The organism is Rhizobium sp. LjRoot254 (assembly GCF_964254105.1).
Classification (GTDB): Bacteria; Pseudomonadota; Alphaproteobacteria; order Rhizobiales; family Rhizobiaceae; genus Rhizobium_E.
In genome coordinates, this window is the sequence record NZ_CAXUSM020000001.1 from 2,012,355 (window position 1) to 2,038,092 (window position 25,738).

A 25,738-nucleotide genomic window follows, 5' to 3' on the forward strand; every position below is an offset into this window, starting at 1 on the left:
GATGATGATGGTCAAGGCCGGCAAACAGGATGACGAGAAGAAGGTGGCTGATGAAGCCGCTTCGCTCTCGAATCTTGCCGGCGCCTCGGCCAAGCTTTTCGCTGAGCAAGCCGCCGCCATGGCGGTCTTCACGGCGTATGGCATGAGTGTTGCGACCCAGATGACCGGCATGATGCTCGGGGCGTTCCGCGGCCCGGCTGAAGCCGACGAGCCGACCAAAGCCGAGGCGCAGCCGCAGACCGACGCTGAAGCCAAAGGCAATGTCGTTCCACTGCGTCCTGTGCAGGAGACCAAGCCGCATGCGCCCGTCAAGGCGCCCGTTGCGAAGGCACCGGCTCGTAAGCCAGCGACTTCCAAGCCGACGGCTGGCAAGGCGGAAGCCATCGCCCCGAAGACCGCGACTACGAAGCCGGCGGTTAAGGCAGTGGCGGCGTCCGGCGACGATCTCAAGAAGATCCCGGGCATCGGTCCACGGCTTGAAAAGGTTTTGAACGATCGCGGCATCGCCCGTTTTGGCGACATCTCGGGGCTCAGCAAGGCGGCACTGAAGAAACTCGACGGCGAACTCGGTCTTGAAGGCCGCGTGATCCGCGACGATTGGGCAGGGCAGGCGAAGGCACTTTCCGGAGGGAAGGGCTGATGCAGCTTGCGGAGTTCAATGTGGGGCACCTCCGTTATCCGATCGACGATCCGCGCGTGCGGCGCTTCGTGATGGCGCTCGACATGGTCAACGGGATCGCCGAGCGCATGCCGGGTTTCGTCTGGCGGCTCAAGAGCGACTCCGGTAACGCCACTGACATTCAGGTCTACGACGACCCGAAGATCGTGCCCAATCTCAGTGTCTGGAGCGATATCGGTTCGCTCGAGAATTTTGTCTGGAAGACGGTGCACAAGACGTTCTACGAGCGTCGTGAACAGTGGTTCGAAGTGCTGGAAAGACAGAATTTCGTGATGTGGCCGGTCGAGGACGGGCACGAGCCGACGCTGGCGGAAGCCAAGGACCGGCTCGATCATCTCAATCAATATGGCGATAGCGACCAGGCCTTCGGCTGGTCCTATGTGCCGCAGGCAAGGCTCTGGCTTGAAGCGCGTTGTGCGTGAGGCGGGAAGGCGAATATGACGAAGCTGAAAGTTGACGGAAAAGAAATCGAAGTGCCGGATCACTTCACGCTGTTGCAGGCGTGCGAGGAGGCCGGCGCCGAAGTTCCGCGCTTCTGTTTTCACGAGCGGCTGTCGGTTGCCGGCAATTGCCGCATGTGCCTGATCGAGGTGAAGGGTGGGCCGCCGAAGCCTGCGGCCTCCTGTGCCATGGGTGTGCGCGACGTCCGCGGCGGCCCGAATGGCGAACTTCCCGAAATCTTCACCAACACGCCGATGGTCAAGAAGGCCCGCGAAGGCGTGATGGAATTCCTGCTGATCAACCATCCCTTGGATTGCCCGATCTGTGACCAGGGCGGCGAATGCGACCTGCAGGACCAGGCAATGACCTTCGGCGTCGATGCCTCGCGTTACTCAGAGAACAAGCGCGCCGTCGAAGACAAGTATATCGGCCCGCTGGTCAAGACCGTGATGAACCGCTGCATCCATTGCACGCGCTGCGTCCGCTTCACCACCGAAGTCGCCGGTATCAGCGAACTCGGCCTGATCGGGCGTGGCGAGGATGCGGAGATCACCACCTATCTCGAACAGGCAATGACGTCGGAGCTTCAGGGCAATGTCGTCGATCTCTGCCCGGTCGGCGCACTGACTTCCAAACCGTTCGCGTTTACGGCGCGTCCCTGGGAACTCAACAAGACCGAATCCATCGACGTGATGGATGCGCTCGGCTCCGCGATCCGCATCGACAGCCGTGGCCGCGAGGTCATGCGCATCCTGCCGCGCGTCAACGAGGACATCAACGAGGAGTGGATTTCCGACAAGACCCGCCACGTCGTGGATGGTCTCCGGACCCAGCGCCTCGACCGGCCCTATGTCCGCAAGGATGGCCGTCTGGTGCCGGCGACCTGGGCGGAAGCCTTCTCGACCATCCGGTCGGCGGTGGCAGCCACGACCGGTGACAAGATCGGTGCGATCGCCGGTGACCTCGCGACCGTCGAGGAAATGTATGCGCTCGGCGAACTAATGAAGTCACTCGGCTCGGAGAACATCGATTGCCGCCAGGATGGCTCGGCGCTCGATCCGTCGTTCGGCCGTTCGAGCTACATCTTCAACCCGACCATCGCACGCATCGAAGAGGCTGACGCGCTGCTGATCATCGGCGCCAATCCGCGTTGGGAAGCCGCGCTCCTCAATGCCCGCATCCGCAAGCGCTGGCGCCGCGGGGATTTCCCCGTTGGCCTGATCGGCGAACAGGCGGACCTGCGCTACGATTACGAACATCTCGGCGCCGGTCCTGAGACGCTGACCGAAGTGGTGGATGGCACGTCGAAATTCTTCGCCAAGCTCAAGCGCGCCAAGAAGCCGATGATCATCGTCGGGCAGGGGGCGCTCTCTCGCAATGACGGCAAGGGCGTGCTCGCCAGCATCGCCTCGCTCGCCTATGCGGCGGGCGCGATCAAGGACGGCTGGAACGGCCTGGGCGTGCTGCACACGGCAGCATCTCGCGTCGGTGGCCTCGATATCGGCTTTGTGCCTGGTGTGAATGGCGTCGATGCGGTAACGCAGGTCACCACGATGGACGTGCTGTTCCTGCTTGGCGCCGACGAAATCAACCTTTCCAAGAAGGGCGCTAACCTCACCGTCTATATCGGCTCGCATGGCGACAATGGCGCATCCAACGCCGATGTCATCCTGCCGGGTGCCGCCTATACGGAAAAGTCGGGCATCTACGTCAATACCGAAGGCCGGGTGCAGATGAGCCAGCGCGCCAATTTCGCACCGGGCGATGCGCGGGAAGACTGGGCGATCATCCGCGCGCTCTCCGACACGCTCGGCAAGCGCTTGCCCTTTGATTCGCTTTCGCAATTGCGTTCGAAACTCTATGCCGCCTTCCCGCATCTCGCTGATGAGGACGAGATCAAGCAGGGCGTTGCCGACGAAATTGCCGCAGTGGCGAAAAAACCGAGGAAAATGGGCAAGTCCGGGTTTGCTTCTCCGGTCAAAGACTTCTATTTGACGAACCCGATAGCGCGCGCTTCGGCCGTCATGGCGGAATGCTCTGCATTGGCCCGCAACAACTTCAAAGCTGCGGCGGAATAGGCTGAAGGCAAGGGATTATGGACGCATTCATTTCAACCTACGTCTGGCCGCTTCTGATCATGGTCGCGCAGTCGCTGCTGCTGCTTGTGACGCTTCTGATCTTTATCGCCTTCATCCTGCTCGCCGACCGCAAGATCTGGGCCGCCGTGCAGTTGCGCCGCGGACCGAATGTGGTCGGTCCGTTCGGGCTCTTCCAGTCCTTCGCCGACCTCCTGAAGTTCGTCTTCAAGGAGCCTGTCATCCCGTCGGGCGCCAATAAGGGCGTATTCCTGCTGGCACCGCTGGTGGCCGTGACGCTGGCGCTTGCGACCTACGCCGTCATTCCGCTCGACAACGGCTGGGTGATCGCCAATATCAACGTCGGCATCCTCTACGTCTTCGCCATTTCCTCGCTCGAGGTCTATGGCGTGATCATGGGCGGCTGGGCGTCGAATTCGAAATATCCGTTCCTCGGCGCGCTGCGTTCGGCGGCGCAGATGGTGTCCTACGAAGTCTCGATCGGTTTCGTCATCGTCTGCGTATTGCTCACCGTCGGCTCGCTGAACCTGACCGACATCGTGCTTGCCCAGCAGGATGGCCTCGGCACCAAGCTTGGCCTGATCCCGTCCTTCCTCGACTGGCATTGGCTGTCGCTGTTTCCGATGTTCATCGTGTTCTTCATTTCGGCGCTCGCCGAGACCAATCGTCCGCCCTTCGACCTTCCGGAAGCGGAATCGGAACTGGTCGCCGGCTTCATGGTCGAATATGGCTCGACGCCCTACATGATGTTCATGCTCGGCGAATATGCGGCCATCGTGCTGATGTGCTCGCTGACCACCATCCTGTTTCTGGGCGGCTGGCTGCCGCCGGTCGATTTCTGGCTGATCAACTGGGTGCCGGGTATCGTCTGGTTCTTGCTCAAGGTGTGCATGTGCTTCTTCATGTTCGCCATGGTGAAAGCCTTCGTGCCGCGCTACCGCTACGACCAGCTGATGCGTCTGGGCTGGAAGGTCTTCCTGCCTCTCTCGCTGGCCATGGTCGTCATCACTGCATTCGTACTTAAATTGACGGGGTGGGCATAATGGCCGGTCACGATCACGCTGTCGCTTCGACGCCTGCCGCGAGTTCTGGCATGAGCACGATCAAGCAATCCATCCGCTCGCTGTTCCTTCTGGAATTCGTCGGCGCGTTCTTCCTGACCATGCGCTACTTCTTCAAGGCCAAGGCGACGATCAACTATCCGTTCGAAAAAGGCCCGCTCAGCCCGCGTTTCCGTGGCGAGCATGCGCTGCGCCGCTATCCGAACGGCGAGGAACGCTGCATCGCCTGCAAGCTCTGCGAGGCGATCTGTCCTGCCCAGGCTATTACCATCGAAGCCGGCCCGCGCCGCAATGATGGCACCCGCCGCACGGTGCGTTACGACATCGACATGGTGAAGTGCATCTATTGCGGCTTCTGCCAGGAGGCCTGCCCGGTGGACGCGATCGTCGAGGGGCCGAATTTCGAATTCGCCACCGAAAGCCGCGAGGAGCTCTACTACGACAAGGAGCGGCTCTTGGAGAACGGTGACAGGTGGGAGCGGGAAATCGCCCGCAACATCGCTATGGATTCGCCTTACCGCTGATCCGTCGAACATGAGATTGCCCGGTTCGCGCCGGGCGGAATTCTAAGGAAGGCCACGGCGGCGGACAAAGCATCCGCTCCGGGCAAGGACAGGGCAGGGCCGTCAGGCCTCATCGCCCGGGGACGAAAAAGGCGCCATTATGGGTCTGCAGGCTCTGTTTTTCTATCTGTTCGCGTTCGTCGCAGTGGCGTCGGCGTTCATGGTCATCTGGGCGAAGAATCCGGTTCATTCCGTGCTCTTCCTGATCCTCACCTTCGTCAATGCGGCGGGGCTGTTCCTGCTGACCGGCGCCGAGTTCCTGGCGATGATCCTGCTCGTCGTTTATGTCGGCGCCGTGGCGGTGCTGTTCCTCTTCGTCGTCATGATGCTGGATATCGATTTCACCAAATTGAGGGCGACCGCGCTGGACTACGCGCCGATCGGCGTGCTGATCGGCCTGATCCTCGCCGCCGAACTGGTCATCGTCATCGGCGGTTCGAGCTTCACGCCTGATGTGGCCAAGAGCATTGCCATGCCGATCCCGCCGGTCACGGAACGGACCAATACGGCAGCCCTCGGCGACGTGCTCTACACCCACTACGTCTATTTCTTCCAGATCGCCGGCCTCGTTCTCTTGGTCGCCATGATCGGCGCGATCGTGCTGACTCTCAAGCACCGCACCGACATCAAGCGCCAGAACGTCGCCCGGCAGGTGGCGCGCACGCCTGAAACCGCGATCGCGGTTGTCAATCCGAAACCCGGTGAGGGCCTCTGAGGCGAAGGACAAGTCAAATGGAAATCACTCTCGGCCATTACCTCACCGTCAGCGCCATCCTGTTCATGCTGGGCGTCTTCGGCATCTTCCTGAACCGCAAGAACGTCATCATCATCCTGATGTCGATCGAGCTCATGCTGCTCGCCGTCAACATCAACATGGTGGCCTTCTCGTCCTTCCTGAACGACATCACCGGCCAGGTGTTCGCGCTGTTTATCCTGACTGTTGCCGCGGCTGAGGCTGCGATCGGTCTTGCAATTCTCGTCGTCTTCTACCGCAACCGCGGAACGATCGCCGTCGAAGACGTCAATATGATGAAGGGCTGAGGACGCTATGCTCATCTACAAACTCATCGTCTTCCTGCCTCTTCTCGGCGCCTTCATCGCCGGTCTCGGCGGTTCGTCGATCGGCGCCAAAGCTTCCGAATATATCACGACCGGCCTGATGCTGATCGCGGCCGTGCTGTCGTGGTACGTCTTCTTCGATGTCGCGATGGCAGAAACCGGCCAGCACATCACCGTTCCCGTCATGCGCTGGGTCCAGTCCGGCGGCGTCGATGTCGAATGGGCGCTACGCATCGATACGCTGACGGCCGTCATGTTCGTCGTCGTCAATTCGGTGTCGAGCCTCGTGCATGTCTATTCGATCGGCTACATGCATCACGATCCGCACCGGCCGCGCTTCTTCGCCTATCTCTCGCTATTCACCTTCGCGATGCTGATGCTGGTGACCGCCGACAACCTGCTGCAGATGTTCTTCGGCTGGGAAGGCGTCGGTCTCGCGTCCTACCTGCTCATCGGCTTCTGGTACAAGAAGCCCTCGGCCAATGCCGCCGCAATCAAGGCCTTCGTCGTCAACCGAATTGGTGACTTCGGCTTCGTGCTTGGTATCGCCGGTTGCTTCGTACTGTTCGGCTCGATCAACCTGGAATCGATCTTCGCCGCCGCCGCGACCTATGTGCCGGCTGCCGCCGAGCATGGCGCAGAAGCCGCAGCCACCGCCGAAGGTGCGGCGCATGCCGCAGGCGATACCGTGCTGACCCTGTTCGGCTATCACCTCGACAAGGCCGGTGCCGTGACAGGCGTCTGCCTGCTGCTGTTCATGGGTGCGATGGGCAAGTCGGCGCAGTTCCTGCTCCACACCTGGCTGCCTGATGCCATGGAGGGCCCGACCCCGGTCTCGGCCCTCATCCATGCCGCGACCATGGTCACCGCCGGCGTCTTCCTCGTCGCCCGCATGTCGCCACTGTTCGAGCATTCGCACACGGCGCTGATGGTCGTGACGCTGGTCGGTGCGATCACCGCTTTCTTCGCAGCCTCGGTCGGCTTGGTGCAGAACGACATCAAGCGCGTCATCGCCTATTCGACCTGCTCGCAGCTCGGTTATATGTTCGTGGCGCTCGGGCTCGGTGCCTATGGTGCGGCGATCTTCCACCTCTTCACCCACGCCTTCTTCAAGGCGCTTCTGTTCCTCTGCGCCGGCTCGGTCATCCATGCCGTCTCCGACGAACAGGACATGCGCTACATGGGCGGCCTCAGGACGCACATCCCGAAGACCTTCTGGATGATGACGATCGGTACGCTCGCGATCACGGGTCTCGGCATCCCGGGCACCTCTATCGGCTTCGCAGGCTTCTTCTCCAAGGACGCGATCATCGAATCCGCATGGGCCTCGCACAGCCCGCTCGCCGGCTTCGCCTTCGCGCTTCTGGTCATCGCCGCCGTGTTCACCAGCTTCTATTCGTGGCGCCTGATCTTCATGACGTTTTTCGGCAAGCCGCGCGCATCGCATGATGTGATGCACCATGTGCACGAGTCACCGAATGTCATGCTGGTGCCGCTTTACCTGCTGGCGATAGGCGCCGTTTTTGCCGGCTTCATCTTCCACGACCAGTTCTTCGGCGAGGAATATGCCAGCTTCTGGAAGGGTGCGCTGTTTACCGCTGCAGGCAACGAGATTGTCGAGCACTATCATCACGTTCCGCTGCTGGTAAAATGGTCGGCCTTTATTTCGATGGTGATCGGTTTTGCCGTTGCATACCTCTTCTACATCCGCACACCCTCGCTGCCCGGCTATTTCGCCAGGCAGCAGAGCGGCCTTTACCAGTTCCTGCTCAACAAGTGGTATTTCGACGAACTCTACGATTTCCTGTTCGTCCGTACCGCCAAATGGCTGGGCCGGTTCCTGTGGAAGCAGGGTGACGGCACCGTCATCGACGGCCTGGGGCCGAACGGTATTGCCGCCCGCGTCGTCGACGTTACCGGCCAGGTCGTGCGTGTGCAGACCGGCTACCTCTATCACTATGCCTTCGTGATGCTGATCGGTATCGCCGGCCTTGTTACCTGGATGATGCTCGGGAGTTCCTTCTGATGACCGATTGGCCACTTCTTTCAACGGTCACCTTCCTGCCGCTGGTCGGCGTGGCGATCCTGCTCGCCATGCGCGGCGATGGCGAGAGCGGGCGCCAGAACGTGCTCTACATCTCGCTGTTCACCACGGTCGCGACCTTCCTTCTGTCGCTGGTCGTCTGGATCGGCTTCGACAATGCCAATGCCGGCTTCCAGTTCGTCGAGAAGATGAATTGGCTGAACACCGGGATTTCATACCATCTCGGCGTCGATGGCATCTCGATGCTGTTCGTGGTGCTGACGACATTCCTCATGCCATTCTGCGTGCTGGCAAGCTGGATCTCGATCGAGAAGCGGCTCAAGGAATACATGATCGCCTTCCTGCTGCTCGAAACGCTGATGCTCGGCGTCTTCGTGTCGCTCGATATCGTTCTGTTCTACGTGTTCTTCGAAGCGGGCCTGATCCCGATGTTCATCATCATCGGCGTCTGGGGCGGCAAGGACCGCGTCTACGCATCCTACAAGTTCTTCCTCTACACCCTGCTCGGATCGGTGCTGATGCTGCTCGCCATCATGGCGATGTACTGGGATGCTGGGACCACCGACATCACGGCGCTTCTGGCACACAAGTTCCCGGCGCAGATGCAGACATATCTGTGGCTGGCCTTCTTCGCCTCCTTTGCGGTGAAGATGCCGATGTGGCCGGTCCATACCTGGCTCCCGGATGCGCACGTGCAGGCGCCGACAGCGGGCTCGGTGATCCTGGCAGCGATCCTGCTGAAGCTCGGCGGATACGGCTTCCTGCGCTTCTCGCTGCCGATGTTCCCGTTGGCATCCGAATATTTCGCACCCTTCGTCTTTGCCCTCTCGATAATCGCGATCATCTACACCTCGCTGGTGGCGATGATGCAGGAGGACATGAAGAAGCTGATCGCCTATTCCTCCGTCGCCCATATGGGCTATGTGACGATGGGTATCTTCGCCGCCAATGTGCAGGGCGTACAGGGCGCATTGTTCCAGATGCTGTCGCACGGGATCGTCTCCGGCGCGCTCTTCCTCTGCGTCGGCGTGATCTATGACCGCATGCACACCCGCGACATCGACGCCTATGGCGGCCTCGTCAACAACATGCCGAGATATGCCGCGGTCTTCATGGTCTTCACCATGGCCAATGTCGGTCTTCCCGGCACATCCGGCTTCGTCGGCGAGTTCCTGACCCTGGTCGGCGCCTTCCGCGCCAATACCTGGGTGGCGATCTTCGCGACGACGGGTGTCATCCTCTCGGCAGCCTATGCGCTCTGGCTCTATCGCCGGGTGATTTTCGGCGCGCTGGAAAAGGAAAAGCTGAAGGCGCTGCTGGATCTCAGCCCGCGCGAGCAGTTGATCCTCTATCCGCTTGTTGTGCTGACCATCTTCTTCGGCGTCTATCCGGCGCCCGTCTTCGATGCGACCGCGGCCTCCGTCGATCTCCTCGTCAACAATTACACGGCGGCCATCCAGGCAGCCCATGATGTCGCGTCCACGGCGCACTAGGATACTGCAAAATGACCGTTGAAAGCACAATCCTTGCAAGCTTCACACTCTCGGCGCCGGAGTTGATCCTCGCTGTCGGTGCGCTCTTGCTGCTCATGGTCGGCGTGTTTGCAGGCGAAAAATCCTCCGAGCCGGTGTCCTGGCTCGCGGTGCTGGTCATCATCATGGCGGGCGGCTGGATCCTGTTCAATCCGGCCGATGGCGGCGCCTATGGCAATGCCTTCATCTCCGACGGCTTCGGCCGCTTCATGAAGGTGCTGGTGCTGGTCGGCTCGGCGGGCGCGCTGATCATGTCGATCGCCATGGCCCGGGCCGAGAAGATCGACAAGTTCGAATATCCGGTGCTGATCGTGCTGGCCACGCTCGGCATGCTGCTGATGATTTCGGCCAATGACCTGATCTCGCTCTACATGTCGCTCGAACTGCAGTCGCTGGCGCTCTATGTCGTGGCCGCGATGAACCGTGAATCGGCGAAATCCACGGAAGCGGGCCTGAAATATTTCGTCCTCGGCGCGCTGTCCTCCGGCCTGATGCTCTACGGCATGTCGCTGGTCTACGGCTTCACCGGCCATACCGCTTTCCCGCAGATCGCCGAGGCGCTCGCCGCCGAAACCCGTTCGCTCGGGCTTGTGTTCGGCCTGGTCTTCGTCTTTGCCGGTCTCGCATTCAAAATCTCCGCCGTGCCGTTCCACATGTGGACGCCCGATGTCTATGAAGGCGCGCCCACGCCGGTCACGGCGTTCTTTGCCGCAGCCCCCAAGGTCGCCGCAATGGCGATGACGGTTCGGATCTCGATCGATGCCTTCCAGCCGGTGTTCGCCGACTGGCGGCAGATCGTGGTGTTCATCTCGATCGCCTCGATGCTGCTCGGCTCCTTCGCCGCCATCGGCCAGACCAATATCAAGCGGCTGATGGCTTATTCCTCGATCGGCCATGTCGGCTATGCGCTTGTCGGCCTTGCCGCCGGCAATCAGGAAGGCGTCTCCGGCGTCGCACTCTACATGGCGATCTACATGGTCATGACGCTCGGCTCTTTCGCCGTTATCCTGTCCATGCGCACGCCCGAGGGCGAAGCGCTGGAACGAGTCGATGATCTCGCCGGCCTGTCCGCGACCAATCCCGTCATGGCCACCGTGCTGACCATCCTGATGTTCTCGCTTGCCGGCATTCCGCCGCTGGCAGGGTTCTTCGCCAAGTATTTCGTCTTCGTCGCCGCCATCAAGGCCGGGCTCTACGCGCTGTCGGTCATCGGCGTGCTCGCCTCCGTCGTCGGCGCCTATTATTATCTCCGCATCGTCAAGCTGATGTGGTTCGATGCCTCGACGATCACGATCGGCCGGGCGCCGGGTGCGCTCAAGCTGGTCTATGGCCTGTCGGGCCTGTTCGTCGTCGGTTATGTCGTGTTCGGCGGACGCATCGGTGCGGCGGCCGAGGCGGCGGCGGCAACGCTGTTCTGATGGCGAAACCCGCGGGCGCACACGCGCCGGAGACGTTCCGGCACATTGCCCTCGACGACGTCACGTCCACCAATACGGTGTGTTTCGAACATGCCCGCACTGGGGATCCCGGCAAGCTCTGGATCACCGGCCGCCGGCAGCTCGGCGGTCGTGGCCGTCGCGGCCGCGTCTGGGTGTCCGAGCCCGGCAATCTCTATGCCTCGCTGCTACTGATCGATCCCGCACCGCAGGCGGAACTGGCGTCGCTGCCGCTCGTCGTGGCGCTGGCGCTGTACCGCGCCATCGTCGCCGAGATGCCCTATGGCGAGGACCGGGTGGCGATCAAATGGCCAAACGACATTCTGGTGGATCGCAAGAAGATCTCCGGCATCCTCATCGAGGCCGAGACGCTTGCCGACGGCAGGAGCGCCGTGGTCATCGGCTGCGGCGTCAATATCGCCCACAAGCCCGACAATCCGCTCTACCCCGCGATCTCGCTTTCCGAGGCCGGCGTCTCGACCTCTCCAGACACGCTTTTCGCCCATCTGATGATAGAACTCGCTGGTGCGCTCGACGTCTGGGATCGTGGGGAGGGCGTTTCGGAGATCGTTTCGCAGTGGAAGGCGCTCGTCCATGGCATCGGCCAGCCGATCACGGTGAATTTGCCAGACAGGTCCATTTCCGGCATATTTGCCGGCATCGACAAAGACGGACTGCTCGCGCTCCGGCTCGATTCCGGCGACACCATGCGCATTGCCTCGGGCGATGTCTTTTTTTCTCGAAATGATGGATCACATTGATGGCAGGCACGGACGAACTGGTATTCTTGCCATTGGGCGGCGTCGGCGAAATCGGCATGAATCTGGCGCTTTACGGCTTCGGCCCGGCGCAGAACCGCCAGTGGATCATGGTCGATTGCGGTGTCTCCTTCCCCGGTCCTGATCTGCCCGGCGTCGATCTCGTCCTGCCGGATATCCGCTTCGCTATCGGCGAGAAGCATAACCTGCTCGGCATGTTCATCACGCATGCGCATGAAGACCATTACGGCGCGGTCAAGGACCTGTGGCCGAAACTCCGCGTACCGCTCTATGCCTCGCCGTTCACCGCCGGGCTACTCGAAGCCAAGGGCGACTACGACGATTCCGGCGATCCGATTCCCGTGCAGAACCTGCAGGTCGGCATGAAGGTGACGGTCGGCCCGTTCACCATCGAACCGGTGGAGGTCGCGCATTCAATCCCCGAGCCGATGGCGCTGATCATCCGCACGCCGCTCGGCAATGTCGTCCATACCGGCGACTGGAAGATCGATCCCGGCCCGACGATGGGCAAAGGCACCGACGAGAAGAAGTTCCGCGCGATCGGCGATGAGGGCGTTCTTGCACTGGTCTGCGATTCCACCAATGCCCAGCGCGAAGGCGAATCGCCATCCGAACTCGAGGTCTCCAAGGGCCTGCAGGACATTATCGAGCGCGCCGAGGGCAGGGTGGCGATCACCACCTTCTCGTCGAATGTCGGCCGTATCAAGTCGATCGCCATGGCCGCCGAGCAGGCTGGCCGCGAGGTTCTCCTGCTCGGCACGTCGATGCGGCGGACCACGGAAGTGGCGCGCGATCTCGGCCTGATGGAAGGCATCAAGCCATTCGTCGCCGAGGATGAATTCGGCTTCCTGCCGCGTGAAAAATCCGTCGTGATTCTCACCGGCAGCCAGGGCGAGGCGCGCGCGGCGCTCGCCAAGATCGCCCGCGACGAGATGCGCAATATCGGTTTCACCAAGGGCGACACGTTCGTTTTCTCCTCGCGGACCATCCCGGGCAACGAGAAGGCAATCCTCGACATTAAGAACGCGCTGATCGACCAGGGCATGATCGTCATCTCCGATACCGATGCGCTGGTCCATGTTTCCGGCCATCCCCGGCGCAACGAGCTCAAGCGCATGTATGAATGGGTCCGGCCGCAGGTCCTGGTGCCGGTGCATGGCGAGGCCGCCCACCTGGTGGCGCAGGCCGAACTCGGACGCTCTGTCGGCATTCCGCAGGTCGCGGAAGTGCGCAACGGTTTCATGATCCGGCTCGCACCCGGTCCCGCCGAAATCGTCGATGAGGCGCCGCATGGCCGGATCTTCAAGGATGGCAAGCTGGTGGGCGAATTCGACGAGATGGGCATCGGCGACCGCCGCAAGCTCTCCTTCGTCGGCCATGTCGCGGTCAATGTCATCCTCGACACGCGCTACGAGTTCGTCGACGATCCTGACGTGACCGCGGTCGGCCTGCCGGCCTTCGACGAGGAGGGCGAAGACATGGAAGACCTGCTCTATGACGCCATTCTCGGCGCGGTCGAAAGTATTCCGCGCGTCCGGCGCAAGGATCTCGACATGGTCAAGGAAGCGGTGCGGCGATCGGTCCGGGCGGCAGCGAACCAGAGTTGGGGTAAGAAGCCGGTCGTCACGGTTTTCGTCACCCGGATCTAGAATCTACCATGGTCAGCTTCATCTCCATCTTCGCCGAGTATTTCATCTGTTGGTGGATCACGCTCTTCATGGTCCTGCCGATCGGCCTGCGCACGCAGGCCGATGAGAATGAAGTGGTCAACGGCACGGTGAAAAGTGCCCCGGCGCGATTCCGGTTCTGGCGGATATTCCTCATGACGACGGCCATTTCGGCCGTCATCTATGCCGGCTGGTACACCTTGATCAACGTCTATGGCCTCAATGCCATGTCGCTGCCGCGCTTCGTGCCCGACTTCAAATAGAGTCGGGCCAGCCGATTTTCATAAAACTGTCACAAGCAGGGGATAGATGACAGGGCTGAGCGAGCCTGCATAATGCCGGACTTCGGGCAAAAAAAAACAAGGCTGAAAGCCTTGTTTTCTAGGTAATTTCGCGTGATCCATTCCCAATTAAGGGCGGCGGCGAATGAACGCGCCTAAGATCCCATCCTCCCAAGACTTGACCGCGAAGAATGGCTCGGAGTTGACCTCCATGCCTCTTTTATGACCTGACCGTAGCTTAAAGAATAAGCGCTGTCATCCGTTTTTTTGCAAATATGAGACAGTATGGGTAAATTTTTTCGTTGACAAAAGAATTTTGGGAAGTGTAGCGGATGTGTTCCATGTGCCACACCGGTTGGGGCAAAGTGCCTCAAATTGTTGACAAATTTCAAGCGACCCTTTGGCGTGTTTTGCGAGTGGGCAACTATTCCTAGAGTTAAGCAATCGCTCGCCGCCGGAAACGTTTCCGAGCGACGCATACTTCCGCCACAATTGCCTGATCGGGCCGATGCCGGGTTTTCTTCGGCGCCGGAAGCCGTTATGAACGCCTGACCAATCCCGTGCCGATGCGGCGATTCCAGTGACCTTACAGCAAATTGGACCTTCCATGCGCCTTTCCCGTTATTTCCTGCCCATCCTGAAAGAGAACCCCAAGGAAGCCGAGATCGTGTCGCACCGGCTGATGCTGCGCGCGGGTATGATCCGCCAGCAGAGCCAGGGAATCTATTCGTGGCTGCCGCTGGGAAAGCGCGTGCTCGACAAGGTCAACAGGATCATCCGCGAGGAGCAGAACCGCTCGGGCGCGATCGAGCTCATCATGCCCACCCTGCAGTCGGCCGATCTCTGGCGCGAAAGCGGCCGCTACGATGCCTATGGCAAGGAAATGCTGCGCATCAAGGACCGCCAGGACCGCGACATGCTTTACGGTCCCACCAATGAGGAAATGATCACCGAGATCTTCCGGTCCTACGTCAAGTCTTACAAGGATCTGCCACTCAATCTCTATCATATCCAGATAAAGTTCCGCGATGAGATGCGGCCGCGCTTCGGCACCATGCGCTCGCGCGAATTCCTGATGAAGGATGCCTATTCCTTCGACCTGACCAAGGAAGCCGCCGAGCATTCCTATCGCAAGATGTTCACGGCCTATCTGCGCACCTTCGACCGGCTGGGCCTGCGCGCCATTCCCATGCGCGCCGATACCGGTCCGATCGGCGGCGATCTCAGCCACGAATTCATCATCCTGGCCGATACCGGCGAGTCGGAAGTCTTCTCGCACCGGGATTTCGTGAATTTCGACATTCCCGGCGTCGATACCGATTTCGATGATGTCGCCGGTCTGAAGGCGATCTTCGACAAATGGACGTCGGTCTATGCCGCGACGTCGGAAATGCATGACGCGGCGGCCTTCGACGCGATTCCGGAAACCGACCGGCTTTCGGCGCGTGGCATCGAAGTCGGCCATATCTTCTATTTCGGCACCAAGTATTCCGAGCCCATGGGTGGGACCGTGCAAGGCCCCGATGGCAAGCAGCATGCGGTGCATATGGGTTCGTACGGCATCGGCCCCACACGCCTTGTTCCAGCCATCATTGAAGCCTCACATGACGAGAACGGAATCATCTGGCCGAAATCCGTGGCGCCCTTCGATGTCTCGATCATCAATATGAAGGTGGGCGATCAGGCCTGCGATGCTGCGAGCGAGGGGCTCTACGCATCACTCTCCAAGGCGGGGCTCGACGTGCTTTACGATGACACCGACGACCGTGCCGGCGCGAAGTTTGCGACGGCCGACCTCATCGGCGTGCCGACACAGATCGTGGTCGGGCCGCGCTCGGTGGCATCAGGCGAGGTCGAACTCAAGGACCGCAAGTCTGGCGCACGCGAGACACTGTCTATTGAGGCCGCGATCAACAAGATCACGGCAGCCGGTTGAACGGAGCGGGAATGGTGAGCGAAACGGCCGATGCGGGGACAACCGCCGAGGAGCGAGATGAGGCGCCGAGGCCCTCTGCTCGTCCGTTCTCGACCTTCGAGCGCATGGTGGCGCTGCGCTACCTGCAGCCGCGCCGCAAGGAAGCGTTCATTTCGGTAATCGCGATCTTTTCCTTCATCGGGATCGTACTCGGCGTTGCGACGCTAATTATCGTGATGGCCGTGATGAACGGCTTCCGCACCGAGCTGATCACCCGCATTCTCGGCATCAACGGCCACATGATCGTGCAGCCGATCGACGGCGTGCTCGACAATTACGCCGATCTTGCCGACCGGTTCTCAAAGATCCCCGGCGTCAGGGAGGCTATCCCGCTGGTCGAGGGCCAGACGCTTGCATCGGGCAAGGCGGGCGCCGGCACCGGCGCGCTCGTCCGCGGTGTTCGTGCCGACGATCTTTCCAGGCTCAAGATGATCTCCGACAATATCAGGCAGGGCGATCTGATCCCCTTTGCCGCCGGCGAAGGCGTGGCGATCGGCACCCGCATGGCCGAGCAACTCGGGCTCTCCGCCGGCGACACGATCACGCTGATCTCGCCGGAGGGCGACGTTACGCCGCTGGGCGTCAATCCCCGCGTCAAATCCTACAAGGTCTCGGCGATCTTCGAGATCGGCATGTCGGAATATGACGCCTCGATCATCTTCATGCCGTTCGAGGAAGCGCAGCTTTATTTCAACGCCGAGGGCATCGCGCAGTCGATCGAGCTCTTTCTCGATCATCCCGAGGCGATCGACGAGATGCGGTCGCTGATCGAGCAATCGGCGGAACGGCAGATATTCATCACCGACTGGCGGCAGCGCAACCGCACCTTCTTCTCGGCGCTCTCTGTCGAACGCAACGTGATGTTCATGATCCTGACGCTGATTGTGCTGGTCGCGGCGCTCAACATCATCTCGGGCCTGATCATGCTGGTGAAATCCAAGGGCCCGGATATCGCTATTCTCCGGACCATGGGCGCGACATCAGGAGCCATCATGCGGATATTCTTCATGACGGGGGCGACGATCGGCGTCGTCGGGACGTTTGCCGGTGTCATCCTTGGTGTCATCGTCTGCCTCAATGTCGAGAGTATCCGGCAATTCTTCTCGTGGCTGTCGGGTACGACGATCTTCAACCCCGAGCTCTATTTCCTCAGCCAGTTGCCGGCGGAAATGAACCTGAGCGAGACCGTCACCGTCGTCGTCATGGCACTGACGCTTTCCTTCATCGCCACCATCCTGCCAGCCTGGCGGGCATCCACCATCGATCCTGTGCAGGCTCTCAGATATGAATGAACTGACTGCCGACGTCCTTCAGATCCACAATGTATCGCGTCATTTCGGTGAAAACGAGCAACGTCTCGATATTCTCAAGGATGCGAATTTCACCATGCGGAAGGGTGAAATTGTTGGCCTCGTCGCGCCTTCGGGCACCGGCAAGTCGACCCTGCTGCATCTCGCGGGCCTCCTGGAAAAGCCGGATAGCGGCCGGGTTCTGGTCAACGGCGTCGATTGCGGCTCGCTGTCCGACGGCGATCGCACGTCGATCCGCCGCATGGAGATCGGCTTCGTCTATCAGTTCCATCACCTGCTGCCGGAATTCTCGGCCACCGAGAATGTGATGATGCCGCAGATGATTGCCGGGCTTTCCCGCAAGGAGGCCGAGCAGCGCGCCGCCCAGCTTCTCGACTATCTCCGCGTCGGCCATCGCGGCCACCATCGTCCGGCCGAGCTTTCGGGTGGCGAGCAGCAGCGTGTCGCGATTGCCCGTGCCGTGGCGAATGCACCGCTGGTGCTACTCGCCGACGAGCCGACGGGCAATCTCGATCCGGTGACCGCGCATTATGTCTTCGACGCGCTGGAAGCTCTGGTGCGCCAATCCGGCCTTGCCGCCCTCATCGCCACGCACAATCACGAGCTTGCAGCCCGCATGGACCGACGTGTGACGCTCGAAGAGGGCCGGGTCGTCGAGGTTTGATTATTTCAGTTTGAATCGTTGTTCGATGCTCGAACTCTTTTTCGAGTTCACGTCGTTGAACGTGTATTTCAGCACATAGTCGCCGGCCGGCACGGCGGATACATCCAGCGTCAACGGCGTGTAGATCTCGAAAAGCGGTTCGCGGCTTTCCACCTTGAAATTGCCGAATGCCTTTTGCTCGGCGAGGATTTCGCCGGCGGGATTGCGCAGTTCGAAATCGACGGTGAAGGCGCTCTTCACCCCGTCGCCGTTGGCGACCCAGGCAAGGCCGATCGGCTCGGCATAGGTGATCAGGGACGAGCCCTTGGGGAATTCGTTCGAGGCAACGCGCTTGTAGCTGCCGAAGATCAATGGCTTCTCGCTGACGAAGAATGCCTTGCGGATATCGAAGGGAATGGTGTCGGAGACGGCCGCCAGTGATTGACGCATCTTGTCATAAGCCGCCGGTCCATCGCCCTTGCCGATCAATTCCTCGGCCTCGATGGCTAGATCGGTGACCTGGCCGGCGAATGTTGGTCCGGGCGCTGCCATCATCATCGCTGCCGCAAGAAGCTGGGATATCTTCAACGTCTTCTCCGCCGGGAATCATCTGCTGTCAGGCAGAATAAGAGACGCGGCTTGTGGCAGGGTCAAGGAAGGCGCCAGTCAAGATTGCGTCAACGCGGCAATTCTAGCGTTTCCTTGAGCCAGCTTGCGACCAGGCCGGCGAGCTGCACCGTTGTGGCGGGTGACATGGCATCACCGGCAAGGACGTGACGGTTGGGATCCTCGACGCCATCGACCTGGATGAGATTGTGCGGTCCGCCCCAGCGCTTCTCGATTGCGCGGGTGATGGCGGGTTGGACGACCTTGTCCTCTGCTGAGATCAGGAAAAGCGCCGGCGCCGAGATGGTCTCGACCGGTGCGTTGACAGCCATCTTTACCGTTTCGGCCATTGGCAGCAGCGCTTCGACGGGATAGCTCGTGGTCCAGAAGACCCGCTGGCGTTCGTTGCCGGGCTCGAAGGAGCGGGTCTCGCCGAGTACGAGGCGGGAGAGTTCGCGGGCGAATGGCACGGTCAGCAGCGATGAGCCGAACGCCTGGACGCCATAGTTCGGCGAGAAGAAGACTGCGGCATGGATGCGGTTCTTGAATTCCGGTCGCGTCAAGGACCAGGTCGCAAGCGCGCCGCCGGTGGATGTGCCCATCACGACGACGCGTTCGCCGAGCCGTTCGCCGATCGCCACCGCTTCGGCAAGATCGTTGACCCAGGCGTTGACGCTGACATCAGCCATGGCGTCGGTCGTCGTGCCGTGCCCCTTGAGGCGGGCGAAATAGAGATTGGCCCTGAGGTTGCCGGCGATGATGTCGGGCAGGGGCCGCATCTCTCCGGGAGAGGCCGAGAAGCCGTGGATGTAGATGATCGAGATCGGCGTCCTGGCTTTGGTCTCCGGATCGGCCCAGACGATGTCCTTGTGCTGGTTGGGCTGGATGCCGCGGATTTTCGCTTCCGCCTTGTCGAGATAAGCGTCGAGATCGTCGCCGATTGTCGCCGGATCGAAGGTGATGGTGGTATCGACCGGGGTTCGCGGGCCGAACAGCCATGCCGCGCCGAGAAGCAGGATCACAATGACTGCGATGATCGTAACAGGAAGTATGATCTTGGACGTCCTCGTCAAATTGTGCCTCCCGCGCATCGGGCCGACCGAGCGGAAGACGATATTAGCATGCGAATGAGGCTTCCTTGGCCCAAATCGCTATGCTAGACGAAGCATATGGCAGGATTTCTTTCAAAATTGTTTGGATTTGGCGGCGGCGAGGCTGCTGCTCCCACTGGCGGCAAGCAGCGGATGGAGCGGATCGGCGAATATGCCGTCTACGCGACGCCGATGAAGGAGGGCGGCCAGTGGCGGTTGGCCGGCCGGATCGAGAGCGATACGCCCGACGGAGTGAAGGTCCGCAAGTTCATCCGCGCCGATATTTTCTCCAGCGAAGACGATGCGGTGGAGACCACGTTCCGCAAGGCCAAGCAGATCATCGACCAGCATGGTGCTGGCCTATTCGGCGACGGGGCGGCGGAACGCCAGGTCTGAGATTGACGCGTATTTGTTCAATGAAATCGGCCCCTCGCGGGGCCGTTTCCGTTTCTGTCATCAATTCAAATAATCCGGCTCCTGCTGCTCAAGCAGGATTTTCAGGTCGGCGAGGTGGCGTTCGCACTGGCCGGGATAATCCTCGATCTCCTGGGCGACCTTTTCGGCAACGTCATCGGATAGGACGCGGAGTTTCTGGCCGGTCTGCAGCGCCTTGATATAGGTCTCGGCGGCGCGCTCGAAATAGTACATCCGGTTGAAGGCATCGGCGACGTCCCTGCCGAGCACCAGCACGCCGTGATTGCCCATAACAAGGACTTTATGTTTGGGATTCTTGAGCAGGCGGGCGCAGCGTTCGCCTTCGTCCTCGAAAGCCAGGCCGCCGTAGCTGTCGTCGATCGCATAGCGGTTGAAGAAGGTGGCACAGTTCTGGTCGATCGGCAGCAGGCGCGAGTCGGCGAGGGAAGCCAGCACGGTCGCATAGATCGAATGGACATGCATGACGCAGCGGGCATGCGGCAGGTGGCGGTGGATCGAGCCGTGCAGGCCCCAGGCTGTCGGATCCGGCGCGTCGGGCTGCTCCATGGTCTTGGGATCGTTGGCATCGAGGAGAAGCAGGGATGAGGCCTTGATCAGGGAAAAATGCACTTGGTTCGGATTCATCAGGAACCTGGTGCCCTCGTCGTTGACGGCGAGCGAGAAGTGGTTGGCGACCGCTTCATGCATGTTGAGGCGAGCGGTCCAGCGGAAGGCGGCGGCGAGATCGACGCGCTCTTCGTAGAAGGGCAGGTTGGTCAGTTTCGGCATCGAAGCAACGTTGGCGGACATCGGGTTCTCCCTGAATTCGTGTGACGCCAAAATGCGCTGCCTGCGTCGCCGGGTCAATGCGCCGGGCGGCAATGGCTGCCGCCCGACGCTCAAATTATTCCGTGTCAGAGGGTCATGCGGAATTTCGCGAAGCCGTCGGCGCCTTCGCCGGCATCCTCGATTTTCGCGCCCTTGACGTCAGCCATGAAGGAGCGGGCCTTGGGGCCGGTTTCGAAGAGCACGGTCGTGCCGGCCATCGGCTTGAACGTCCAGTTGGCATCGGCGGATGGATTGATCGTGCCTTCGCTGATGATGTAGCGCACCAGTACGTCGCGGTTGGTATCGGGCGCCACCAGCACCACCTTGTCGTCCTTGATATCAGGGAAATTGCCGCCGCCGCCGGCGCGGTAGTTGTTTGTCGCGACGACGAATTTCTGAGCGGGATCAATCGGTTTTCCGTCATAGCTCAGGTTTTGAATCCGGTTTGAATCGGCGTTGATCACATTGCCGTCCTTGTCGTATTTCGGCTTTTGGCTCAAGTCGATCTGATAGGTCACGCCGTCGATGACATCGTAATTGTAGGACGGGAAATCGGCATTGATCAGGGTGGCATCCCGGGCGCCGGGCTCGACATGGTTGAAGATGCCGGCCGACATTTCGAGCCAGTTCTTGACCTGCTCGCCCGTGATGACCACGGCACGCAGCGTGTTGGGATAGAGGTAGAGATCGGCGACGTTCTTGATCGCCACGGCACCGACCGGAACATCCGTATAATACTCTGCGCCGCCACGGCCGCCAGCCTTGAAGGGTGCGGCGGCCGAGAGGATGGGAAGATCCTTGTATTCGGTCTTTGCCATCAGGTCCTTGACGTACCAGAGCTGGGCCTGGCTGACGATCTGCACTGATGGGTCATCGGCGACCAGCGCGAAGTAGGAATAGAGCGGTGCCGAGGTCTTGCCGACGGGCCGGCGGACATAGGCCAGCGTCGCTTCATGCTCTTCCTTCACCGAATCAAGCACTTCGGCCTTGTCCTTGACGTCGGGAATCACCTTTTTCTCCTCGCGGTGATAGATGCCGCGTGCCTCTGTGGTGAAATCGACGATCTTCCATTTGCCGCCGTCCTTCTCGATCAGGAGATCGATCAGGCCGAGATGCGAGCCCCAGAAGCCGCCCATCACGGCCGGTTTGCCCTGCAGCGTGCCCTTGACCGGATCGGCGCCCGCGATGCCATCCCAGCCCTTGGGTCCCGGGAAGACGAGATGCTGGTGGCCGGTGAAAACAGCATCGATGCCCTCGACCCCGGCGAGATAGAGCGAGGCATTCTCCATGCGCTCCTTTTCGCCCGCGCCGTCGATGCCGGAATGGGAGAGCGCGATGATGATATCCGCACCTTCCTCCTTCATCTCGGGCACCCAAGCCTTGGCCGCCTGCACGATGTCGCGGGTATTGGCCTTGCCCTCGAGGTTCTTGGAATCCCAGACCATGATCTGCGGCGGCACGAAGCCGATGAAGCCGACTTTGATCGTGCTCTCAGCGCCCGAACCGTCCTTCACCGTCTTTTCGATGATCATGTAGGGCTTGAGGAAGAGTTCGTCCTTGCGGGCGTCCTCGGCGAGCCGGCCCTTGGTCAGGTTGGCGCAGACGTAAGGGAAGTTCGCGCCCTTCGTGACCTTGAAGAGATAGTCGAGGCCGTAGTTGAATTCGTGATTGCCGAGCGTGCCGCAATCGTAACCGAGCGTGTTCATCGCCTTGATCACGGGATGGACCTCGCCATTGTTCATGCCGCGCTCATAGGCGATGAAATCGCCGAGCGGATTGCCTTGCAGGAAGTCGCCATTGTCGATCAGCATGGAATTGCCGGCTTCTGCACGGATCGTGTCGATGATCGAGGCGGTGCGCGACAGGCCGAGCTTGTCGTCGGGTGCGTCGGCATAATAGTCGTACGGGTAGACGGCGACGTGGATGTCGGTGGTTTCCATGATCCGGAGATGGGCCTGGTTGGCCTGCGCATGGGCGGCGAAGGGGTGCAGCATGACAAGCGCGGAACTCGCCGCCATGCCCTTGAGCAGGCTGCGGCGGGTGGGGGTGAAGTCCGGCAGCTGGGTCATGATGTTCTCCTCTTCATCTGTGATCGGATAAGGCGGTATACCCGCTTCGTGACGTATTTTTTACCGGTTGATAAAAACTGGTCATTTGACTGATATCAAGTGAAATGTGAGCGGAAACTTATAGACGCGATTTATCGTTCACGCGGGCGGTTCCGCCCCGTGGTATGACCATGCACGTCCCCAATCCCTTCGCTGGTCGCTAAGGATCGGCCGGGGCACGTCTCCGTGCCGAGTTATATGGCTGCCTTGCGGCAGCCGGTAAGACACGTATCCGTGCCCCGTTCGGTGTATTTTCATCCGCGAACTCGACCGTCTGCGCCCAACCCGATCCCGGATGTGTCGGATCCGGGGGGGCGGGCCTGTGTGCGGTACAACGCACGCCACGCGTACTCACCTTTCGGCGGCACCCGGGGGAGGCCCCTTCTCGCGGACGCCCGAAGCGGGACTTTACGTCGTCTTCCCGCAACAGGCACCGGTTCTGCCTCGCCCGCATCGCCATGCGGGGTAGCCGAGGGTAGAACGGGGTGATTCTCTCACGGGTTTGGAGGGCGGGGATGAGGGGTGAGGAATTTTTTCTTATACTTTAACTAAGGGATTGATTTGGTTGGGAAGAAAATGACTCCGAGCGTATGAAATTCACCCAAACGCCGCCACATTCGGGCGATCGATGATTTCGCGGAGCGCAAAGCTCGAATTGATCTTGACCACATGGGGCAGGGCCGAGAGCCAGTCGCGGTGGATGCGCTCGTAATCCTCGAGATCCTTGCAGGCGATGCGCAGGATGTAATCGTATTCGCCCGACATCAGGTAGCAGACGAGGATGTTCGGAACGCGCTTTACCGCCGCCTCGAATTCGGCGAGCGTCTTGGCGAACTGGCCGGATAGCGAGATATGGACGATGGCGATCATCTTGTAGTCGAGCGCCTTGTGCGACACCTGGGCATAATAGCCCGATATGACACCGGATTTTTCGAGGATATCGAGGCGGCGCGAGCAGGAGGAGGGCGATAGCCCGACCTTGCCGGCGAGGTCCGCATTGGAGATCCGGCCATCCTGCTGGAGAGTCTTCAAAATGGCGAGATCGATTTGATCCAGCTTGTCCATCCGAACATCCTTCGAATTAATCGTTTTGAATTGCAATAATATTCGAATGACGGCCTTCCGGCAATGCAACTTTGCAAGGACATTTCGCGGGCTTTGCAGTCTAATCCCGCGCATATCGAAACCCGCTCAGAACACAAAGACAGGGGAATATCCATGCGCGTCGGTTGCCCGAAGGAAATCAAGAATCATGAATACCGCGTCGGCCTGACGCCGGCCTCGGTCCGCGAATATGTCGCGCATGGCCATTCCGTTCTCATCGAGACCAATGCCGGTGCCGGCATCGGCGCCTCGGACGCCGATTATGTCGCCGCCGGCGCGAAAATCGCCGGCACGGCCTCGGAAGTCTTCCAGAATTCCGACATGATCGTCAAGGTCAAGGAGCCGCAGCCGTCGGAATGGGTGCAGCTGCGCGAAGGCCAGATTCTCTATACCTACCTGCACCTGGCTCCGGATCCGGAACAGACCAAGGGCCTGCTGGCTTCGGGCGTCACGGGCGTCGCCTATGAGACCGTGACCGACGATCGCGGCGGCCTGCCGCTGCTCGCGCCGATGTCGGAAGTCGCGGGTCGCCTGTCGATCCAGGCCGGCGCGGTGGCACTGCAGAAGGCCTATGGCGGCCGTGGCGTGCTGCTCGGCGGCGTGCCGGGCGTGCTGCCGGGCAAGGTCGTCGTCATCGGCGGCGGCGTCGTCGGCCTGCATGCGGCCAATATGGCGGTCGGCCTCGGTGCCGATGTCACCATCCTCGACCGTTCGCTGCCGCGCCTGCGCCAACTCGACGACATCTTCCACGGCCGCGTGCATACCCGCTTCTCGTCGATCGACGCGCTGGAAAGCGAAGTCTTCTCGGCCGACCTCGTCATCGGCGCTGTGCTGATCCCGGGTGCTGCGGCGCCGAAGCTGGTGACGCGCAAGATGCTCGGCGGCATGAAGAAGGGTGCCGTGATCGTCGACGTCGCCATCGACCAGGGCGGCTGCTTCGAGACCTCGCATGCCACGACCCATTCCGACCCGACCTACGAGGTCGATGGCATCATCCATTATTGCGTCGCCAACATGCCGGGCGCCGTGCCGGTGACCTCGGCGCATGCGCTGAACAATGCCACGATCTTCCACGGCCTGGCGCTCGCCGACCGGGGCATCAAGGCGATCCTCGCCGACAAGCACCTGCGCAACGGCCTCAACGTCCACAAGGGCAAGATCACCAACCTGCCGGTGGCAGAGGCGCTTGGCCTGCAGATGATCGAGCCGGAAGCAGCGCTCGCTGCCTGATCCGGCCCGCGAGAAAATTCAAAAGGCCGGCGGAGCGATCCGCCGGCCTTGTTCGTTCGGGATATGCGCGGCGTCAGCGCGGGACGCAATAGTCCCAATAGCCGCTGGTCTGGCCGCTGTTCGACCAGTACCAGCACAGATCCGGATCAGGCTGCACCGGCACGCGCGATGCGCCCACGACGATGACCGTGCCGAGCGCCACGCCGGCGACGACGCTGCCGTAGTACGGCCGCCGGTTCCAAGCCCTGTAGCCGTGGTTGTAGCGGTTGTTATGATATCTGTTGTTGTTGTTGTAGTTCTTTTTTGTCGTCTTTTTCGTCGTCGTGGTTTTCTTGGTCGTCTTGCCGTTCTTATTCGTCTTCTTGACCGTCTTCTTCTTCTTGACGGTCTTTTTCTTCTTCTTGGCGACAGTGACGAACAGTCCGTTGTCGCTCGACACCGTCGGGTGCGACGGCACCTGCAGCGGACCAGCTATGGCGGTCCCCATCGACAGGGCCACTGCGGCTGCGATGAGGACGAGAAATGGCTTTCGCATGTTGGCATCTCCGTAGGTAACTCACACCGGGTGCCGCCCGGATCGGTATCAGGGAAGGCGGCCGGTCAAGCCACTATCCGCAACGCTCGGAATGCTTGTTGAAACATGCTTGTCCCCCCTCTGTTTTTCGGGCGGGTGCGGCCGCGCCCATGACGAGGCAGCCTGTCGAAAAGAATGGTGTCCCGCAAGTACGTTACAGTAAATGCCTGACATATACGACCCGCTGACCGGGAGTCAGCGGGTTGACCAAAAGCCT

General features: G+C 60.8%; 24 protein-coding genes. 18 read left to right on the top strand and 6 right to left on the bottom strand.

Annotated features, from left to right (window positions below):
- The first annotated feature begins 1 nt into the window (after nt 1).
- From ACSQ26_RS09895 to ACSQ26_RS09970, 16 genes are all read left to right on the top strand, one after another.
- Nucleotides 2-640 carry an NADH:ubiquinone oxidoreductase gene (locus tag ACSQ26_RS09895; protein WP_436008373.1) on the top strand — a complete coding sequence of 213 codons (639 nt, stop codon included), beginning with the start codon at nt 2-4 and terminating at the stop codon, nt 638-640.
- The gene (locus tag ACSQ26_RS09900; protein WP_436008374.1) at nt 640-1,101 is read left to right on the top strand and encodes a DUF3291 domain-containing protein; all 462 of its coding nucleotides are present in this window, start codon (nt 640-642) and stop codon (nt 1,099-1,101) included. The genes ACSQ26_RS09895 and ACSQ26_RS09900 overlap by 1 nt, the downstream gene beginning before the upstream one ends.
- Nucleotides 1,102-1,116: 15 nt before the next feature.
- Nucleotides 1,117-3,198, top strand: a complete 2,082-nt coding sequence (nuoG, locus tag ACSQ26_RS09905) for an NADH-quinone oxidoreductase subunit NuoG (RefSeq protein ID WP_436008375.1) — start codon at nt 1,117-1,119, stop codon at nt 3,196-3,198.
- A gap of 17 nt (nt 3,199-3,215) precedes the next feature.
- Nucleotides 3,216-4,259 (top strand): NADH-quinone oxidoreductase subunit NuoH, encoded by a 1,044-nt coding sequence (nuoH, locus tag ACSQ26_RS09910; protein WP_436008376.1) that lies wholly within the window; start codon nt 3,216-3,218, stop codon nt 4,257-4,259.
- Between the two features lie 50 nt (nt 4,260-4,309).
- Nucleotides 4,310-4,801: an NADH-quinone oxidoreductase subunit NuoI gene (gene nuoI, locus ACSQ26_RS09915; RefSeq protein ID WP_436008377.1), complete on the top strand. Its 492-nt coding sequence runs from the start codon at nt 4,310-4,312 to the stop codon at nt 4,799-4,801.
- 139 nt (nt 4,802-4,940) lie between these two features.
- Nucleotides 4,941-5,555 (top strand): NADH-quinone oxidoreductase subunit J, encoded by a 615-nt coding sequence (locus ACSQ26_RS09920; protein ID WP_436008378.1) that lies wholly within the window; start codon nt 4,941-4,943, stop codon nt 5,553-5,555.
- A 17-nt stretch (nt 5,556-5,572) separates the two neighbouring features.
- Nucleotides 5,573-5,881: an NADH-quinone oxidoreductase subunit NuoK gene (gene nuoK, locus ACSQ26_RS09925; protein ID WP_258162181.1), complete on the top strand. Its 309-nt coding sequence runs from the start codon at nt 5,573-5,575 to the stop codon at nt 5,879-5,881.
- A gap of 7 nt (nt 5,882-5,888) precedes the next feature.
- Nucleotides 5,889-7,925 (top strand): NADH-quinone oxidoreductase subunit L, encoded by a 2,037-nt coding sequence (gene nuoL / locus ACSQ26_RS09930; protein ID WP_436008379.1) that lies wholly within the window; start codon nt 5,889-5,891, stop codon nt 7,923-7,925.
- Nucleotides 7,925-9,436, top strand: a complete 1,512-nt coding sequence (locus ACSQ26_RS09935; protein ID WP_436008380.1) for an NADH-quinone oxidoreductase subunit M — start codon at nt 7,925-7,927, stop codon at nt 9,434-9,436. Before nuoL ends, ACSQ26_RS09935 begins: the two co-directional genes overlap by 1 nt.
- 11 nt (nt 9,437-9,447) lie before the next feature.
- On the top strand, nt 9,448-10,893 hold the full coding sequence (gene nuoN / locus ACSQ26_RS09940) for an NADH-quinone oxidoreductase subunit NuoN (RefSeq protein WP_436008381.1): 1,446 nt from the start codon (nt 9,448-9,450) through the stop codon (nt 10,891-10,893).
- On the top strand, nt 10,893-11,672 hold the full coding sequence (locus tag ACSQ26_RS09945) for a biotin--[acetyl-CoA-carboxylase] ligase (protein WP_436008382.1): 780 nt from the start codon (nt 10,893-10,895) through the stop codon (nt 11,670-11,672). The genes nuoN and ACSQ26_RS09945 overlap by 1 nt, the downstream gene beginning before the upstream one ends.
- Nucleotides 11,672-13,339: a ribonuclease J gene (locus ACSQ26_RS09950; RefSeq protein WP_436008383.1), complete on the top strand. Its 1,668-nt coding sequence runs from the start codon at nt 11,672-11,674 to the stop codon at nt 13,337-13,339. The genes ACSQ26_RS09945 and ACSQ26_RS09950 overlap by 1 nt, the downstream gene beginning before the upstream one ends.
- A gap of 8 nt (nt 13,340-13,347) precedes the next feature.
- Nucleotides 13,348-13,620, top strand: a complete 273-nt coding sequence (locus tag ACSQ26_RS09955; RefSeq protein WP_258162175.1) for a DUF1467 family protein — start codon at nt 13,348-13,350, stop codon at nt 13,618-13,620.
- Between the two features lie 625 nt (nt 13,621-14,245).
- Nucleotides 14,246-15,574: a proline--tRNA ligase gene (gene proS / locus ACSQ26_RS09960; RefSeq protein WP_436008384.1), complete on the top strand. Its 1,329-nt coding sequence runs from the start codon at nt 14,246-14,248 to the stop codon at nt 15,572-15,574.
- Nucleotides 15,575-15,585: 11 nt separating this feature from the next.
- The gene (locus ACSQ26_RS09965; RefSeq protein ID WP_436008385.1) at nt 15,586-16,905 is read left to right on the top strand and encodes a lipoprotein-releasing ABC transporter permease subunit; all 1,320 of its coding nucleotides are present in this window, start codon (nt 15,586-15,588) and stop codon (nt 16,903-16,905) included.
- On the top strand, nt 16,898-17,587 hold the full coding sequence (locus ACSQ26_RS09970) for an ABC transporter ATP-binding protein (RefSeq protein WP_436008386.1): 690 nt from the start codon (nt 16,898-16,900) through the stop codon (nt 17,585-17,587). The genes ACSQ26_RS09965 and ACSQ26_RS09970 overlap by 8 nt, the downstream gene beginning before the upstream one ends.
- Here the strand turns inward: ACSQ26_RS09970 and ACSQ26_RS09975 are convergent, their stop codons facing one another.
- Both ACSQ26_RS09975 and ACSQ26_RS09980 read right to left on the bottom strand, forming a co-directional pair.
- Nucleotides 17,588-18,154 carry a hypothetical protein gene (locus tag ACSQ26_RS09975; RefSeq protein WP_436008387.1) on the bottom strand — a complete coding sequence of 189 codons (567 nt, stop codon included), beginning with the start codon at nt 18,152-18,154 and terminating at the stop codon, nt 17,588-17,590.
- Between the two features lie 89 nt (nt 18,155-18,243).
- The gene (locus ACSQ26_RS09980) at nt 18,244-19,245 is read right to left on the bottom strand and encodes an alpha/beta hydrolase (protein ID WP_436008388.1); all 1,002 of its coding nucleotides are present in this window, start codon (nt 19,243-19,245) and stop codon (nt 18,244-18,246) included.
- A gap of 96 nt (nt 19,246-19,341) precedes the next feature.
- Between ACSQ26_RS09980 and ACSQ26_RS09985 the strand changes: the two genes are divergently transcribed.
- Entirely contained in the window at nt 19,342-19,659 is a 318-nt protein-coding gene (locus ACSQ26_RS09985; RefSeq protein WP_436008389.1) for an HlyU family transcriptional regulator, read from the top strand.
- A 60-nt stretch (nt 19,660-19,719) separates the two neighbouring features.
- Here the strand turns inward: ACSQ26_RS09985 and ACSQ26_RS09990 are convergent, their stop codons facing one another.
- The 3 genes from ACSQ26_RS09990 to ACSQ26_RS10000 all read right to left on the bottom strand — a co-directional run bounded on the left by ACSQ26_RS09990 (nt 19,720) and on the right by ACSQ26_RS10000 (nt 23,678).
- Entirely contained in the window at nt 19,720-20,487 is a 768-nt protein-coding gene (locus ACSQ26_RS09990) for a class II aldolase and adducin N-terminal domain-containing protein (protein WP_436008390.1), read from the bottom strand.
- A 104-nt stretch (nt 20,488-20,591) separates the two neighbouring features.
- Entirely contained in the window at nt 20,592-22,574 is a 1,983-nt protein-coding gene (locus ACSQ26_RS09995) for a bifunctional 2',3'-cyclic-nucleotide 2'-phosphodiesterase/3'-nucleotidase (RefSeq protein ID WP_436008391.1), read from the bottom strand.
- Nucleotides 22,575-23,210: 636 nt separating this feature from the next.
- A complete protein-coding gene (locus tag ACSQ26_RS10000; RefSeq protein WP_436008392.1) occupies nt 23,211-23,678 on the bottom strand; it encodes an Lrp/AsnC family transcriptional regulator in 468 nt (155 codons plus the stop codon).
- Between the two features lie 153 nt (nt 23,679-23,831).
- On the opposite strand from ACSQ26_RS10000, the gene ald reads away from it, so the two are divergent.
- Nucleotides 23,832-24,947, top strand: a complete 1,116-nt coding sequence (gene ald, locus ACSQ26_RS10005) for an alanine dehydrogenase (protein WP_436008393.1) — start codon at nt 23,832-23,834, stop codon at nt 24,945-24,947.
- Nucleotides 24,948-25,020: 73 nt separating this feature from the next.
- Here ald and ACSQ26_RS10010 read toward each other — a convergent pair whose 3' ends face one another.
- Nucleotides 25,021-25,482, bottom strand: a complete 462-nt coding sequence (locus ACSQ26_RS10010) for a hypothetical protein (protein ID WP_436008394.1) — start codon at nt 25,480-25,482, stop codon at nt 25,021-25,023.
- Nucleotides 25,483-25,738: the final 256 nt, after the last annotated feature.

Excerpts from the sequence above, each read along its gene's own strand:
- ACSQ26_RS09895 (WP_436008373.1), top strand. The coding sequence starts at position 2 with ATGATGATGGTCAAGGCCGGCAAACAGGATGACGAGAAGAAGGTGGCT.
- ACSQ26_RS09900 (WP_436008374.1), top strand. The coding sequence starts at position 640 with ATGCAGCTTGCGGAGTTCAATGTGGGGCACCTCCGTTATCCGATCGAC.
- nuoG (WP_436008375.1), top strand. The coding sequence starts at position 1,117 with ATGACGAAGCTGAAAGTTGACGGAAAAGAAATCGAAGTGCCGGATCAC.
- nuoH (WP_436008376.1), top strand. The coding sequence starts at position 3,216 with ATGGACGCATTCATTTCAACCTACGTCTGGCCGCTTCTGATCATGGTC.
- nuoI (WP_436008377.1), top strand. The coding sequence starts at position 4,310 with ATGAGCACGATCAAGCAATCCATCCGCTCGCTGTTCCTTCTGGAATTC.
- ACSQ26_RS09920 (WP_436008378.1), top strand. The coding sequence starts at position 4,941 with ATGGGTCTGCAGGCTCTGTTTTTCTATCTGTTCGCGTTCGTCGCAGTG.
- nuoK (WP_258162181.1), top strand. The coding sequence starts at position 5,573 with ATGGAAATCACTCTCGGCCATTACCTCACCGTCAGCGCCATCCTGTTC.
- nuoL (WP_436008379.1), top strand. The coding sequence starts at position 5,889 with ATGCTCATCTACAAACTCATCGTCTTCCTGCCTCTTCTCGGCGCCTTC.
- ACSQ26_RS09935 (WP_436008380.1), top strand. The coding sequence starts at position 7,925 with ATGACCGATTGGCCACTTCTTTCAACGGTCACCTTCCTGCCGCTGGTC.
- nuoN (WP_436008381.1), top strand. The coding sequence starts at position 9,448 with ATGACCGTTGAAAGCACAATCCTTGCAAGCTTCACACTCTCGGCGCCG.
- ACSQ26_RS09945 (WP_436008382.1), top strand. The coding sequence starts at position 10,893 with ATGGCGAAACCCGCGGGCGCACACGCGCCGGAGACGTTCCGGCACATT.
- ACSQ26_RS09950 (WP_436008383.1), top strand. The coding sequence starts at position 11,672 with ATGGCAGGCACGGACGAACTGGTATTCTTGCCATTGGGCGGCGTCGGC.
- ACSQ26_RS09955 (WP_258162175.1), top strand. The coding sequence starts at position 13,348 with ATGGTCAGCTTCATCTCCATCTTCGCCGAGTATTTCATCTGTTGGTGG.
- proS (WP_436008384.1), top strand. The coding sequence starts at position 14,246 with ATGCGCCTTTCCCGTTATTTCCTGCCCATCCTGAAAGAGAACCCCAAG.
- ACSQ26_RS09965 (WP_436008385.1), top strand. The coding sequence starts at position 15,586 with ATGGTGAGCGAAACGGCCGATGCGGGGACAACCGCCGAGGAGCGAGAT.
- ACSQ26_RS09970 (WP_436008386.1), top strand. The coding sequence starts at position 16,898 with ATGAATGAACTGACTGCCGACGTCCTTCAGATCCACAATGTATCGCGT.
- ACSQ26_RS09985 (WP_436008389.1), top strand. The coding sequence starts at position 19,342 with ATGGCAGGATTTCTTTCAAAATTGTTTGGATTTGGCGGCGGCGAGGCT.
- ACSQ26_RS09990 (WP_436008390.1), bottom strand. The coding sequence starts at position 20,487 with ATGTCCGCCAACGTTGCTTCGATGCCGAAACTGACCAACCTGCCCTTC.
- ACSQ26_RS09995 (WP_436008391.1), bottom strand. The coding sequence starts at position 22,574 with ATGACCCAGCTGCCGGACTTCACCCCCACCCGCCGCAGCCTGCTCAAG.
- ACSQ26_RS10000 (WP_436008392.1), bottom strand. The coding sequence starts at position 23,678 with ATGGACAAGCTGGATCAAATCGATCTCGCCATTTTGAAGACTCTCCAG.
- ald (WP_436008393.1), top strand. The coding sequence starts at position 23,832 with ATGCGCGTCGGTTGCCCGAAGGAAATCAAGAATCATGAATACCGCGTC.
- ACSQ26_RS10010 (WP_436008394.1), bottom strand. The coding sequence starts at position 25,482 with ATGCGAAAGCCATTTCTCGTCCTCATCGCAGCCGCAGTGGCCCTGTCG.